Consider the following 15,015-nt stretch of genomic DNA (forward strand, 5'->3'; position numbering starts at 1 on the left):
AAGTGGTGTGAGCCATTAAGCTAACTTGTACTAATTACCCGTGAGGCTTAACCATACAACGCCAAACGCGTTTTATGTGATAGTGAAACAAGCGAAGAAGTTAATATAACTAAAGTAGATATTACTTAAGAAAGACTTAAAAAATATTATCAGATATTTTCCAAATTCAGTTAGTACGTAGAAATACGTATTAACGCCCAAATTTGCTTGGTGACAATAGCGTTTTGGACCCACCTGATTCCATGCCGAACTCAGTAGTGAAACGAAACAGCGCCGATGATAGTGTAGCATTTGCTATGTGAAAGTAGGACATTACCAGGCTTCAAATTAAGTCGAAGGACTTTAAGCTTAATAATTAAAATAAGAAAATTGAAAAGAATTTTCTTGGTGACAATAGCGTTTTGGACCCACCTGATCCCATGCCGAACTCAGTAGTGAAACGAAACAGCGCCGATGATAGTGTAGCATTTGCTATGTGAAAGTAGGACATTACCAGGATTTAATTAAGAGAAACCCGTTACAGCAATGTAACGGGTTTTTTGTTTTTTGAAATTAGTAGAACTCTGCACACTTAGATAAGACACGGTTAGTGAGATTTTAGCATTTTCACTGTGACTCTCCACTGCTGTGGCACTACGACATCCTACTGCGTAGCGTACCGATTTCACGTTGTATAGAGTCCGAATTTAACGATTCGGCTTTTTTTATGTATGCAGAAAAGTGAAAACGCGCAATTAAAACACACTCACAGCAACACCCATCACGTAGATCGGGCGAGCGTAGCAACTCGCGACGCTAAAATTACATAAAACCCCTGCTCGACAATGGATGTGTAGCATTTGCACTGCAACTCTCCACTGCTGTAGGCGCTACGACATTACCAATATTTAATTTAGAGAAACCAGATACAGTAATATGACGGTTTTTTCTATTTAAATTTAGTAAAATCTCACCGTTAAATTCGACAACAAAACTAGGTGTGATTATTCTCGCGTGCTAAAATTCAATTTTTATGAATGACGATATAGAGGTCTAGATTGCCTACAGCTGATTACCAAAAGGTGCTTGATGAAATAGCATATGAAGTACGCCCTTTATTAGCACAAGGGAAAGTAGCTGATTATATTCCGGCGCTTGCCGAGGTTAATCCGGAGCAATTTTCTATCGCTATTTATACAACTGATGGTGAAACTGTGTGTGCAGGGGATTGTTCTCAACGCTTCACTATTCAATCAGTTTCTAAAGTTATGACACTTACTATGGCACTACAGCGTTATGGTGATGAACTTTGGCATAGAGTCGGAAAGGAACCCTCAGGTACAGCTTTTAACTCGCTTACACAGCTTGAGTTTGAAAAGGGGATACCTCGCAACCCATTCATCAATGCGGGTGCGATTGTAACCTGTGATGCATTATACAGCCGCTTATCCGCTCCAATGCATTCTATGCTCGAAACCTTCAGGTTGTTAGCTGGTAATAGAGGGATAGTGATTGATAAAAAAGTTGCTAACTCTGAGTATGAATTCAGGCATCGCAATGCCGCGATGGCACATTTAATGAAGTCGTTTGGTAATTTTGAAAATGAAGTTGATGATGTTTTATGGTCTTACTTTAATTTTTGTTCTATAGAGCTTAATTGCATTGAATTAGCTAAAGCTTATAATTTTTTAGCTAATAAAGGTGTTGATAATCGATCGGGTAATCGTGTTTTAAGTAGTCGTCAAAACAAGCAGCTAAATTCGCTTTTATTTACAAGTGGTTTATATGATGCTGCGGGTGATTTTGGTTACAGAGTGGGTATGCCTGGTAAGTCGGGAGTGTCTGGAACTATTTTAGCTGTGTTACCAAATAAGTTTACTGTCGCTGTTTATTCTCCGGGACTTAATTCGTTTGGTAATTCGGTTGCAGGAATTGCAGCGCTGGAACTGCTATCTAAAAAGCTCGATATTTCTATTTTTTAGGAAATCGATAGGGAGCAATAATTGCTCCCACCGTTATTTACTGTTCCCAATAAACTTGTTCTAAGCAGTCTTCGCGTTCTGGTAAGCCTCGAGATAGGCGAGGAGAATGCTGAACTAATACTTCATAGCTCGCTCGGTTAGCATATTTACTAATTTGCGATAGTGACGAGTAAGTAATAGCTTGTTGCTGATGTTTAGCTGAGTTTGCCACATTAAGTTTATGGTAAACATTCGCTGACAAATCATGAAGCACAGCCGCAAGTGCACAATCGCCTGCACCATTGGTGTTTTTGATTGAATCAGGTCCACCCATAAATGGGGCCGTATGACTATATGCTCTGATAGGCTCGTCACATTCATCTTTACGCATAGCACGTGAAAATTCGTAACGGTTAAAATCAGGTATGGCGCCCGGTAGTAATGGGTATTCAGTTTCACGCTTTAAGCTTTCGTCAACGTAGCCTGCCATAAACAAGCCTTTTTCGCCTGCGGTGCAAATAACTAAGTCTACCCAATCAAGTGCTTTATCGGCAGCTAGGAGAGGGTCTTCAAAACCAGTAATAGCTAAACCTTCTTCTTCGTTCATAGCAAGAATATCAACATGCTTTTCAACAAAGTTTGCCCACCAAGTCGGGTCTTGTTCAATTAAGAACTTTGTACCAAGTGTAAGCACAACTGGCACACCTGCATCATTAGCGTATTTAACCGCTTGCATGGTGGCTTCAGTCATTGTTTCGCTACCTTGAGTGCGCATTAGGTAGGCACTGATCACTAACGCTGATGAATTTTCAATAAGGTCTTTATCGATAGACTCAGGACGTAAGTGATTCATTAAGCCTGCGCTTATTGCAAAAGTACGCTCACCAGTTTCATCAATTAATGTAAAACAGCGACCGATAGGCCCATCAACTGGTTGAAGATAGTTTAAGTCTACACGGCTTGAGGTATTACATAAAAAACGGTAAGCGTAGCTACCTATTTTTATATTTTCGCTCATTACGCCTAATAAAACTGAGCGATCATCTGCAAGTACAGAGTAGTTGTGCATAGTGTTACCAATGGTTCCACCTGCAAACTCAAAATCAACCATATCGTTTAATTTTAAACGATCGTATAAGGCGTTTGTTATGTCGCTATCAATAACTTGCGACATACCTCTACGTAGTTGAAATTCGTCAAGGAAAGCTTGATCAACTTTTGCCTCTATATCAACAACGATTTGATCGATACCCGTAATATAACTACGTTGTAATCGCTCTGTTGCGTTAAGTTGATTGGTAAGTGGATCTTTGGCTTCCACTGGAAAATAATGTTTATGCCTGCGGCGTCCAGGAAATTTCATTTGCTACCCGTGTTGTGAGCTAAATAAAAAAAGCGTGCGATTATAACGTAAATCAGCACTACTGAGCCATTACAAACAGGTAAATAGTGTTTTATTTTTGCAATAAAGTAATGAATGACGCACTTTAGAGTGCTAACTAGGTATAATTACAGCATAAAAGGTTATTTAAGTAGAAATAATGAACGAACCATTTGATGATTCCTACTGGATGGAACAAGCGCTTTTGTATGCAAAGCAAGCAGAGCTGCTTGATGAAATTCCGGTTGGAGCAATTGTAGTTAAAGATAACCAGCTAGTTTCAGTGGGGTATAACCGCTCAATAACGGATAATGACCCATCTGCCCATGCCGAAATGATTGCAGTGCGAGAAGCTGGAAGAGTCCTTAACAATTACCGCTTAATTGATTGTACTCTATACGTAACGTTAGAGCCTTGTTCTATGTGTGCGGGATTGTTAGTGCATAGCAGAATAAAGCGTTTAGTATTTGGTGCGCTCGATGCTAAAACTGGGTCTGCGGGTTCAATTATGAATTTATTACAAGAGCCTAAGTTAAATCATCAAGTTGAGGTGTGCGGTGGTGTTTTGGCACAACAGTGCGGTGATACTATTTCTGATTTTTTTAAACGTAGAAGAGCTCAAATTAAAGCAGCTAAGAAAGCTGCTCGTGATGATCAAGCAAATAAGCCTTGTTCAAGCTAATTTGCAAGCGGCTCTGGTATTGGTGCTTCCATTTGTTGCATTGCAAACATACGGCGACGCCAGATTATTTTCTTATGTAAACCACGTAACATAATACGACGGCGTGTAGCTGTTGAATAAATGACATTGCGTTTTAATTTTTGTGTACGTCTACGTTTTAGCATGTGTTCTCCTAATGCAAGAGTGAGAAAGGCACAGGGTATATCTTATAAAATAATGATATATAATTAATACACATTAGTGATCATTTGATGACAAGTAAACAGATATTTAATTTACTTAAATTTTGTTTACTTACATGCTCAATAAACGGGTACTTATATTAATCTTAGTTATTATTTCCGCTCAACTGTTTAGGCTCAATTATAGGTTGTTTTTTTTCTGTTTGCTCTTCACTTGCTTCACTTTTTACTTCACTTGTTTCATTTAGCTTTGGCTTGGTATCAGTGCTCAGCTCTGTAATTGGTTCTGGCTCAGGTTCTGTAACAATAGCATCATTTTCATCTAACCAAACAAGTGCATCGTAATAGCGGCGTATGTTATCAACATACTTTACAGCCACATCTCCGCGAGCATAACCGTAACGAGTCTTACGGTAATAGCGTTTTTTAATTAGCAGTGGTAAGCGTTTTTTTACATCAGCCCACTTGTCTGGGCTTGCGCCTTGTTGCTCGGTAATTATACGCGCATCATTAACGTGCCCCCAACCTACGTTGTATCCGGCAAGAGCAAGCCATGTGCGGTCGGGTTGCGGGATACGGTCAGGAATACGTTTAATAAGCTTGCTTAAGTATTTAGCGCCACCACGAATGTTTTGTTCCGGCTCCAGCCTATTTGTTACACCCACCTGCTTAGCTGTACTGCGTGTTAACATCATGATACCGCGCACGCCAGTAGGTGATTTTGCTCGTGGATTCCACATCGACTCTTGATAACTGAGTGCGGCTAATAAACGCCAATCCAAGCTTCCTGCATATTGTTCAAACCATGGTTGGTATGTTGGTAAGGTCTCTTTTATAGCTTCTATGTAAGCAAGGGTATTTACATAATTAAATTGGCGCACGTGACCAAAGTATTTCTCTTCGAGTACGTAGAGCTGGTTACTTTGCTTCACGTCACCAAAAAATGGCACCAACAACGCATATAAAGAGTCGTCATCTGATTTATTGAGTATCCATGCAATTGAGTCGTTGTGACTAACTGAAAATCCTATACTTAAATTTGGATGGTAGCGCCTAAATAAAGAAAGCGTATGTGTATCGGCAAGGGTATAATCTATCTCGCCATCAATAACGGCTTGAAGAAGTTCTTCCTCATCAAATTCTTCGCTTTCTGTCCATGTTAAATCAGGATTGTTTTTCTTTATTTTTTGTAAAGTAAGCGAGTGACTACTTTTGGCTATAACGGTAAAGTTTCCGTCTAAGTCGTCAAACTCTCGAGGACGAACGCGCCCTTGCTTATAAACTAATTTTTGACTGATTGTTCTGTAAGTCGGACCATAGCGGTATTGCTCTGCACGTGTTTTATTATAGGTAAGGCCTGAGGCTATTAAGTCTAAATCCCCCTTTTCAAGGCGTTCAAACATGTCAGATAAGTTAAAGAAAGGGACTATTTCAAGCTCTACACCTAAATATTCGGCGAAGGCTTGAGATAACTCATATTCAAAGCCTTGTTCACCTTGAACGGCTTGATAATAATTACTAGCACTCGCAAGGGTGCCCACACGAATTTTATTCTGTTCTTTTATTTGGGCGAGTTGAGTTGGCTGCTCTTGCATATCGCATGCACATAACAGCATAACTAAAGTAATGATTATTATTAGTTTTTCTTTGAACATTGAGTGCCCCTTAAGCTCGCCAGCCACCGTTATAGCAAAACTAAGCCATCGCGTCACTTTACCTTTTATTTTATTAACCAAAAGCGGCTATAAATAAAGCTAAAAAGTTAATTTTATGAAAAGCGTAATTTTGAGTTAAATCTGAATGCTAATTGGACTATAATGCGTGCCTAAAATATCGTTCAATCCCTAACCCCGGATGAAATTACCTATGTTGATCCTTCGTGGTGCACCAGCACTGTCAGAGTTCAGAGTTAATAAAATTTTAGCGCGTTGCCAACAATCGCAACTTCCAGTCACTAACGTATACGCCGAGTATGCTCACTTTGCCGATTTAACATCGCCGTTGAGTAGCTCTGAGCAAACCAAGCTTGAAAAACTATTAACTTACGGTCCAACTATTGCCGAGCATACCCCAGCTGGCAAACTTGTACTTGTTACACCTCGCCCAGGTACCATCTCACCTTGGGCATCTAAAGCAACCGATATTGCCCATAACTGTGGTTTAAAACAGGTTCACCGTGTTGAACGCGGTATTGCTTATTATGTTGAAGGTGACTTAAACGCAGAACAACTTGAACAAGTGATTGCGTTATTACACGACCGTATGACCGAAGCCACGCATAGTGAGCTTGAAGATGCTGCACAACTGTTTCGTAGTGATGCACCGCGCCAAATGTCGTCTGTCGATATTTTAGGTGGCGGCCGCGAAGCATTAGCAATAGCTAATGTTGAGCAAGGTTTTGCCCTTGCTGATGACGAAATAGATTACTTAGTAGAAAACTTTATAAAGTTAGGGCGTAACCCTAACGACATCGAATTGTTTATGTTTGCACAAGCAAACTCAGAGCATTGTCGTCATAAAATATTTAATGCTGACTGGACAATCGATGGAAAAGAGCAGCCAAAATCGCTGTTTAAAATGATTAAAAATACGTTTGAGTTAAATCCTGAAAATGTATTGTCGGCGTATAAAGATAACGCGGCAGTAATGAAAGGCTCAAAAGCGGGTCGCTTCTTCCCAAATGCGCAAGGTGAATATGCGTATCATCAAGAAGACATTGAAATACTAATGAAAGTTGAAACGCATAACCACCCAACAGCTATCGCGCCATTCTCTGGTGCGGCTACAGGCTCTGGTGGTGAGATTCGCGATGAAGGCGCAACTGGTCGTGGCTCTAAGCCAAAAGCAGGTTTAGTTGGCTTTACTGTATCAAACTTACGTATTCCAGGTTACGAGCAACCATGGGAAAGCGATTTTGGTAAGCCGAGTCGCATTGTTAACGCGCTTGATATAATGACAGAAGGTCCACTAGGTGGTGCTGCATTTAATAATGAGTTTGGTCGTCCTAACTTATTAGGCTACTTCCGTACTTACGAAGAAAAAGTAACAAGCCATAATGGCGAAGAAGTACGTGGTTATCATAAACCAATTATGCTTGCCGGTGGTTTGGGTAATATTCGCTCTGATCATGTTCAAAAAGGCGATATTCCTGTTGGCGCTAAATTAATTGCGCTAGGTGGACCTGCAATGAACATTGGTTTAGGCGGTGGTGCTGCATCAAGTATGGCTTCAGGTCAATCAAACGAAGATTTAGATTTTGCTTCAGTACAGCGCGAAAACCCAGAAATGGAACGTCGTTGCCAAGAAGTTATCGATAAATGTTGGCAGTTAGGTGACGAAAATCCAATTGCATTCATCCACGATGTAGGTGCTGGCGGTTTATCAAATGCGTTTCCTGAGCTTGTTAATGATGGCGGACGTGGTGGTAAGTTCCAATTACGTAGCATCCCTAATGATGAACCAGGCATGGCACCACACGAAATTTGGTGTAATGAATCACAAGAGCGTTATGTACTCGCTGTTGGTATCGAAGACTTTGACCGCTTTGAAGCAATTTGTAAGCGTGAACGTGCCCAGTACGCTGTTATTGGTGAAGCAACAGCTGAACCTCACTTAACAGTGTCAGACAGCCATTTTGAAAATAACCCTGTTGATTTACCGCTGGACGTATTATTAGGTAAAGCACCTAAAATGCACCGCGATGTAACGTCAAAGCAAGTTGTTGGCAAAGCGCTTGATACTACATTAATAAATGCAGCAGATGCAGCGCAGCGCTTAATGCGTTTACCAGCCATTGCAGAAAAAACATTCCTTATAACAATCGGCGATCGATCTGTTACGGGTTTAGTCGCGCGCGATCAAATGGTCGGTCCTTGGCAAGTACCTGTTGCTAACTGTGCAGTAACTGCAGCAACGTATGATACTTACCACGGTGAAGCTATGTCACTTGGTGAGCGTACTCCGGCTGCGTTACTTAATTACGGCGCATCGGCTCGTTTAGCGGTAGCTGAGTCGTTAACTAACATTGCCTGTGCAAACATCGGTAGCCTTGAAAATATTAAGTTATCGGCAAACTGGATGGCAGCAGCGGGTCACCCAGGTGAAGATGCTGGTTTATACGAAGCTGTTAAAGCCGTAGGCGAAGAGCTTTGTCCCGCTCTTGGTTTAACGATTCCAGTAGGTAAAGATTCTATGTCGATGAAAACGACATGGAAAGATGAAGGTGACTCACAAGAGAAATCAGTAACATCGCCGCTTTCACTGGTTATAACTGCGTTTGGTCGTGTTGACGACGTACGTAAAACAGTAACGCCACAATTGCGCACAGATAAAGGCGATACATCGCTTATATTAGTTGATTTAGGTGCGGGTAAAAACCGCATGGGCGCATCAAGCCTTGCGCAAGTTTATAAGCAATTGGGTGATGTAACACCTGACGTTGATAGCCCAGAGTTATTAAAAGGCTTTTATAACGCAATGCAAGCGCTTGTGGCTGATAGTAAGTTACTTGCTTATCATGACCGCTCAGACGGTGGTTTATTTACCACAGTAGCTGAAATGGCGTTTACGGGTCATACCGGTGTAACGGTTGATTTAGCTGTTTTAACAGGCTCTGACATTGAAGCGCTTTATAACGAAGAGCTAGGTGCCGTAATTCAAGTTGCAAATGCTGATTTAGATGCAGTAAATGCGGTGTTTGAACAACATGGTATAGCAGCAATTAGCCACAACATTGGCACGCTTAATAGCGATGATACGATTATATTTAACCGTGGCGAAAATACGGTACTTAATCATACGCGTACTGAGCTTCGTACTATTTGGGCTGAAACAACGTATCAAATGCAAGCACGCCGTGATAACCCTGAATGTGCTAAGCAAGAGTTTGATGCTAAATTTGATGCGAAAGATCCAGGCTTAAATGTAAAACTTAACTTTGATTTAAACGAAGACATAGCAGCGCCATATATTGCAACCGGTGCTAAACCGCAAATGGCTATTTTACGTGAGCAAGGTGTTAACTCTCATTTAGAAATGGCGGCAGCGTTTAACCGTGCAGGTTTTGCAGCTGTTGATGTACACATGAGCGACATTTTAGAAGGACGTTTAACACTAGAGCAATTCAAAGGTTTAGTGGCATGTGGTGGTTTCTCATACGGTGACGTACTTGGTGCGGGTGAAGGTTGGGCTAAGTCTATTTTGTTTAACGACATGGCACGCGATCAGTTCCAAAACTTCTTCCACCGTGAAGATACCTTTAGCTTAGGTGTATGTAACGGTTGCCAAATGTTATCAACATTAAAAGAGTTGATCCCTGGAACTGAACATTGGCCGCGTTTTGTAACTAATAAATCAGAGCGTTTTGAAGCACGCTTTAGTTTAGTAGAAATACAAGAGAATCCGTCTGTATTCTTTAACGGAATGGCTGGATCGCGTATGCCAATCGCTGTTTCTCATGGAGAAGGTCATACTGAGTTTGCAAACGATGGAGCCACTAAAGCGGCGCTTAATAGCGGCACTGTAGCGGTTAAGTTTGTAGATAACTACGGTAACCCTACAACGCAGTACCCAGCTAACCCTAATGGTTCTCCAGAAGGGATTACAGGCATTACGTCAACTGATGGTCGCGCCACTGTAATGATGCCGCATCCAGAACGTGTATTCAGAAGCGTTGCCAACTCTTGGCACCCAGATGAGTGGATCGAGGATAGCCCGTGGATGCGTATGTTCCGTAACGCACGTAAAAATGTAGGTTAATTACATTTGCGTTTATACAAGTTAGATTCATAATCTTACTGTAAAATAAAAAAGGCTGCATTGTGCAGCCTTTTTTGATTCCTGAATCAGTATAGTTTTAGTTAAAAGCACAAAGCATTTAAGGATAGTATGTTTAAGCGAGTTGGTTTAATTGTTGGAGCTGTATTGCTAAGCATCTTGCTGCTTGGTTATGTATTTCGTTTACCTTTATTACAGTGGGCTATAGCGCCTGAGCTTAAAAAAGCGGGTGTCACATTAAACTGCCTTGATTTTTCAATTACGTCTGAGCTAAATATTCATGCTGATAAAGTGTGTGTAAATTATCAAAATCAACAGTTACAACTGACGAATATTACTGTAAATACAAAGCGTATAGATATTAAAAATGCAGTGTTAATGGTTAAACCACTGCCTAAAAGTGATGATGCTAATCAACTTGCTAAAAATCTCGATTTAGCGCTTCCCTTAAATCGCCCATTAATTAGCATTAAACAGCTTGTAGTAAAAAGTGATGAACTCAATAAGCCATTAAAAATAAGTATATTAGAACCCGGGCTAAATAAATTTAATGTTACGGGTGATATAAACGCGAGTGCAATTTTGGCTGCTAATAAAGTAAGTGGTCAGTTTTTAATTAATGACACTTTTTTAAAGCAAGTTATAAACACTAAAAATACATTAATTGCAGATGTTAACTTTAATACCCAGCAAGCGTTTCGCTTTGACGGTATAGATCTTGAGTTAAATGGCGATATCAGTTCCCAGTTTGCTCATACTTTTGAGCAATGCCAGTTTAACGTATTAACGACAGGCAAATTGGTAACTCATTTTAATTTAAATAGCCAAGTGTTAATGCTTAATACTGACCTGCTTAATAACAATATTACTTTAACATCAAGCTGTACCGAGTTAATTCCACCGAGTGAATACGCAGGTTTTGTGAGCAATCAAGTTCCTTTAGATTGGCAACTTAAACTTCCTCAATCAATTCGATTAGAGGGGAGCGACCTGAATGTACCTGCAATTAATTTGGTGAGTGAAGGCGATAAGCAATTCAATATTTTAATAACCGATACAGCACTTAATATTAAATCGCCACTTGAAAACTTACAGACAAATTTATCAGCGAGAATAAGCACACCCGATATAAATAATTTCAGCGTTAATGCTCAGTTAGTGGGCACTGCAATTAAAGGCGATTACGCGGTTGCGCTTGAAAGCTTGCCTGAATTTGTTCCTGCAACGGCGAATGGGCTTAGCCTTAGTGGTTACTTTGATTTAAGTGAGTTTATAGGCTCAAAACCAGTTGGGCTTATAAATGCTAAATTAACGCTTAAAAGTGTAGATGCGTTTGATATAAGCGCAGTGCAATACCAAGGTGATTTAACTGCAAAAATGGATAAGCAGTTAAATGCAGAAGTAACATTAACTCATCAATTAAGAAACGCGGAATATAAAGAATTTAAAGCAACGGATATAAGTAACACATTAACAGCAAACGCTAATTTAGGCGTGGGCGAGTTATTTACCGAGCTAACAGCAAAAACGAATATAAAAGCTGTTAATAGCCCCGACATAAAACTTAATAATATAAAAGTAGAGTCTACAGGCTTGCAAAGCCGTGCACTAAAAGCCACGCATCATGTATTTGTAAACGATGTTGAGTTAGTGGTAAATCATCATGTATCGTCGCAAGCTCATCCGTTTGAAGTGATTATTCCTGAGCAAAGTGTACTGCCATTAAATACTTTTATTAATCAATTTGAGCCACTTGCGCAGCTAACTAAGGGCGAATTTAATGGCTATATTAGTGGCGATGTAAACTTGCAAAATGCATCGTTCAATATGGATGTAAGTCACGCAAGTGCACTGTATAACAACTACCTTGCAAATGATTTAAATAGTGCATTTAGCGGGGAATATAATTCAGGTAAGCTTAATGTAAAACCAACTACCTTTAGTTTAAATGAATTTAGAGCTGGTGCCATAGTTAAAGCGATTGAAGGGCAGTGGCAAGTGAATAACAATACCGCGCTTATAAATGATGTAAAAGGAAGTGTGTTTGGTGGCGAGTTTTCTCTAGATACCTACACAGTAGGGAAGCCAAACCAAGTTGCCAATGTTAAGTTTGAAAACATTGATGCAAGTAAACTCGTTACACTCGATGATAAGTCGGGCATTGTATTAACAGGGCGCTTGGCGGGATCTTTACCTGTCCATTTTGATAGTGGAAAAATTGAAATAATTGACGGTAGTTTATTTAGCCAAGGCACCGGTAATTTAAAAATTACCAATAATGCAGCGTTTGATTCAGTAATGCAGCAACAGCAAGAGTTGCAACCTGTATTAGGGCTATTAACTAATTTAGATATTCAAAAACTTAATAGCAGTGTGGCATTAAAAAACGATGGCTGGTTAAAGCTTGAGGTTAATTTACAAGGCTATAATAAAGCAGAGCAGCAGCAGGTTAACTTTAATTATAACCACGAAGAAAACGTATTTACACTTTTACGCGCACTGCGTTTAAGTGACGAAATTACACAGAAAGTTGAGCAACAATACTCACAAAAAGGAAACTAATAATGAGACAGTCGTTATTGATAAAAGTACTGCTCGGGCTAGGTGTTATTAGTGCACTAAGTGCCTGCACGCACCGAGTTGAGGTATCTGCTAAAGAGCCCATTACGATTAATTTAAATGTGAAGGTCGACCACGAAATTCGCGTAAAAGTAGATAAAGAACTCGACAGCTTATTTAGTGACGACAGTGAGTTATTTTAAGGAGCTAAAACATGAATACGAAGAAAAAATTAAATATTATTACGTTAGTTAGTGCAGTATGTATGTCGTTCTCTGCGTGGGCTATTAGCCTTGATGACGCTAAAAACCAAGGTTTAGTAGGTGAAGATAGCTCTGGTTATTTAGGACTTGTTGTACAAAACGCAGAGGCAAAAGCCGTTGTTGATGACATTAATGCAAAGCGTAAAGCGCAGTACTTAAAGCTCGCTAAAAAGAATAACTTGTCGCTTTCACAAGTTGAAGCGCTTGCTGCCGCTAAAACAATTGAAAAAACCCAAAGTGGTCATTACGTTGAAGTAAATGGTAACTGGGTTAAAAAATAGCGATCCCAGCTAGCTTTATTTTGCTAAGGCTAAGAATAAAATCAAGAATAAAACCGAGCGCTTTAAGCGCTCGGTTTTTTACAGCCTTCGAGTAACTGCTGCCAAAAATCAATCCCCTTACGCCTTGCTAGGTTTATATTATGCTCTGGAATCGACTCGGGCTCGTTGTAACTATCAAGCGCTTCACTCATACTTACTTCGCGAATTAAATGCAGAGTAGGAAAAGGCGCTCTATTTGTGTAGTTTGCAGCATCAGTTTCATCACTGTCGGCAAATACGTAGTCAGGATGAAAATTAGCGATTTGATACTTACCTTCAAAGCCTTGCGCGACTAAAAGTGCATTAGCTAAATCGACCAAGTCTAAAAAGTCTTCAAAGTCACTGAAGCCGTTGTCAAACATGATAAGGGTTGTTTCGCGCTCTGGTTCACGGTCAAGCTCAACACATTGCTCAAGCATATCCATTACAGCATCATCCATACTAGCTGCTGGACTTACGATGTAATGAATACAGTTATTTTCTACTTCTTTGCGTGCAAACGGGCAAAAGTTATATTTAACAATAACAGATGACACCCATTCGCGGGTTTGGCTTATAGCTATGTTGGTCACGGTTTTGGCTCTAAATATTGGTTAATAATGGTAAGTGTTTTTTGTATTGCACCTTGGTTTTTAGCAACGCATTGAGCAGCTTTAATGCCTAAGGTTTGGCATGCTTTTGTGTTTTGGCTAAACGTTATAAGCTGTTTTGCCAGTTCGTCGTTGTTATCAACCACTACAGCGCCTTTAAGCTTTATAAGCTCGGGATAAACATGATCAAAATTATATGTGTGTGGACCTGTTATTACGCCTACTGAAAATGCAGCTGATTCCAGTGGGTTATGCCCACCTCTACGTATTAAGCTGCCGCCAATAAAGCTGATATTTGCAGCGCCATACAAACACTGTAGTTCACCAAGCGTATCAGCAAGGAGGACTTGCTCATTGCTATAGCTATTTTGACTACGACGGCTAAAACTAAGTGGGCTTTGCGTTAAAAGCTCTGCCACTTTATCAAACTGCTCTGGATGGCGCGGTGCAATTATAAGTAATGCATTAGGTTGCTTTTTTAGTAGCTGTTGGTGAGCCGCCAATACTAACTCATGCTCTAAAGGATGTGTTGAGCCTGCTACCCATAAAAAGCGTTCATCGTTATTGTCTTCATTACTGTTATAAAGCTGTTTAAGGTTGAGTACTTCAGCTAATTGCTCTTCACTTGGTGTTATATCAAATTTAATTGAACCTGTTACATGGCTTTTTGAAGTTTCAAGACCAAGCTCTATAAAACGCTCCGAATCGGCCTTGTTATGACTCGCAAGTGCTGTAATTGAGCGCATAATAATATGCGTTAATTTAGCGACCTTTTGATAGCCCTGCTGCGACTTTTCAGAGAGTCTTGCATTGATGACAAGTACCGGTATATTTTTTTTGTGACTTATCGCCATTAAATTTGGCCATAGCTCTGTTTCTAAAATACATAATACTTGTGGCTTTATACGCTTTAAAAATCGGGCTGTCGCAAACGGAAAATCGATTGGTAAGTAGCTACACGCCACAGTATTTTTAAACTGGTTAAGTATTTGCTCTCTGCCTGTTGGAGTATTACAGGTTATAAGTATATTTAAATTTGGATGCGCTTTTTGCAGAGCTTTAATAAGTGGCGTTGCGGCAAGTACCTCACCAACAGAAGCACAATGAAAAACTAAAGGTTTGGTTTTGGTCGTAAATAAAGACTTACTGACAAACCCAAAGCGCTCTTTAAAGTGTGCACGATAGCCTTGGTTTTTTTTACCTCGTAAAACATAAAGGTAAAATACAATCAGTGGGCTGATAAAAATTAATGCAAGGGAGTAAAAAATGCGTGCCATACTGATCTTTCTTAAAGGGAAGTGGCGTTAGTTTACCGTGAAATAG

11 protein-coding genes and 2 rRNA genes are annotated in these 15,015 nt (G+C 40.0%); 8 read left to right on the plus strand and 5 right to left on the minus strand.

What is annotated here, in order from left to right:
* Positions 1-206: 206 nt before the first annotated feature.
* The 3 genes from rrf (I6E80_RS08485) (at position 207) to glsB (ending at position 1,961) form a co-directional block, all read left to right on the plus strand.
* Positions 207-321: ribosomal RNA gene (gene rrf, locus I6E80_RS08485) — 5S ribosomal RNA — on the plus strand.
* A gap of 62 nt (positions 322-383) precedes the next feature.
* A 5S ribosomal RNA gene (gene rrf / locus I6E80_RS08490) occupies positions 384-498 on the plus strand.
* A 539-nt stretch (positions 499-1,037) separates the two neighbouring features.
* Positions 1,038-1,961, plus strand: a complete 924-nt coding sequence (gene glsB, locus I6E80_RS08495; RefSeq protein WP_197185339.1) for a glutaminase B — start codon at positions 1,038-1,040, stop codon at positions 1,959-1,961.
* Positions 1,962-1,998: 37 nt separating this feature from the next.
* On the opposite strand, the gene I6E80_RS08500 is transcribed toward glsB, so the two are convergent.
* Positions 1,999-3,303, minus strand: coding sequence for an inosine/guanosine kinase (locus I6E80_RS08500; protein WP_170071947.1), 1,305 nt, complete (start codon positions 3,301-3,303; stop codon positions 1,999-2,001).
* A 178-nt stretch (positions 3,304-3,481) separates the two neighbouring features.
* Between I6E80_RS08500 and tadA the strand changes: the two genes are divergently transcribed.
* A complete protein-coding gene (gene tadA / locus I6E80_RS08505) occupies positions 3,482-4,003 on the plus strand; it encodes a tRNA adenosine(34) deaminase TadA (RefSeq protein ID WP_197185340.1) in 522 nt (173 codons plus the stop codon).
* On the opposite strand, the gene I6E80_RS08510 is transcribed toward tadA, so the two are convergent.
* Positions 4,000-4,167, minus strand: coding sequence for a hypothetical protein (locus I6E80_RS08510; protein ID WP_170071949.1), 168 nt, complete (start codon positions 4,165-4,167; stop codon positions 4,000-4,002). The genes tadA and I6E80_RS08510 overlap by 4 nt on opposite strands.
* A 164-nt stretch (positions 4,168-4,331) precedes the next feature.
* Positions 4,332-5,840: a membrane-bound lytic murein transglycosylase MltF gene (mltF, locus tag I6E80_RS08515; protein ID WP_024598961.1), complete on the minus strand. Its 1,509-nt coding sequence runs from the start codon at positions 5,838-5,840 to the stop codon at positions 4,332-4,334.
* A gap of 211 nt (positions 5,841-6,051) precedes the next feature.
* On the opposite strand from mltF, the gene purL reads away from it, so the two are divergent.
* From purL to I6E80_RS08535, 4 genes are all read left to right on the plus strand, one after another.
* Positions 6,052-9,942, plus strand: a complete 3,891-nt coding sequence (gene purL, locus I6E80_RS08520; protein ID WP_197185341.1) for a phosphoribosylformylglycinamidine synthase — start codon at positions 6,052-6,054, stop codon at positions 9,940-9,942.
* Between the two features lie 129 nt (positions 9,943-10,071).
* Positions 10,072-12,522 (plus strand): YdbH domain-containing protein, encoded by a 2,451-nt coding sequence (locus I6E80_RS08525; protein ID WP_197185342.1) that lies wholly within the window; start codon positions 10,072-10,074, stop codon positions 12,520-12,522.
* Positions 12,523-12,524: 2 nt separating this feature from the next.
* A complete protein-coding gene (locus I6E80_RS08530) occupies positions 12,525-12,722 on the plus strand; it encodes a YnbE family lipoprotein (protein ID WP_024591450.1) in 198 nt (65 codons plus the stop codon).
* Positions 12,723-12,733: 11 nt separating this feature from the next.
* Positions 12,734-13,063, plus strand: coding sequence for a YdbL family protein (locus tag I6E80_RS08535; RefSeq protein WP_002961068.1), 330 nt, complete (start codon positions 12,734-12,736; stop codon positions 13,061-13,063).
* Positions 13,064-13,125: 62 nt separating this feature from the next.
* Here the strand turns inward: I6E80_RS08535 and I6E80_RS08540 are convergent, their stop codons facing one another.
* Together I6E80_RS08540 and waaA are read right to left on the minus strand one after the other, a co-directional pair.
* Entirely contained in the window at positions 13,126-13,674 is a 549-nt protein-coding gene (locus I6E80_RS08540) for a DUF1415 domain-containing protein (RefSeq protein WP_197185343.1), read from the minus strand.
* A complete protein-coding gene (gene waaA, locus I6E80_RS08545; protein ID WP_197185344.1) occupies positions 13,671-14,969 on the minus strand; it encodes a lipid IV(A) 3-deoxy-D-manno-octulosonic acid transferase in 1,299 nt (432 codons plus the stop codon). Before waaA ends, I6E80_RS08540 begins: the two co-directional genes overlap by 4 nt.
* Positions 14,970-15,015: the final 46 nt, after the last annotated feature.

The organism is Pseudoalteromonas sp. NSLLW218 (assembly GCF_015864775.1).
In the GTDB taxonomy this organism is placed as follows: Bacteria; Pseudomonadota; Gammaproteobacteria; order Enterobacterales; family Alteromonadaceae; genus Pseudoalteromonas.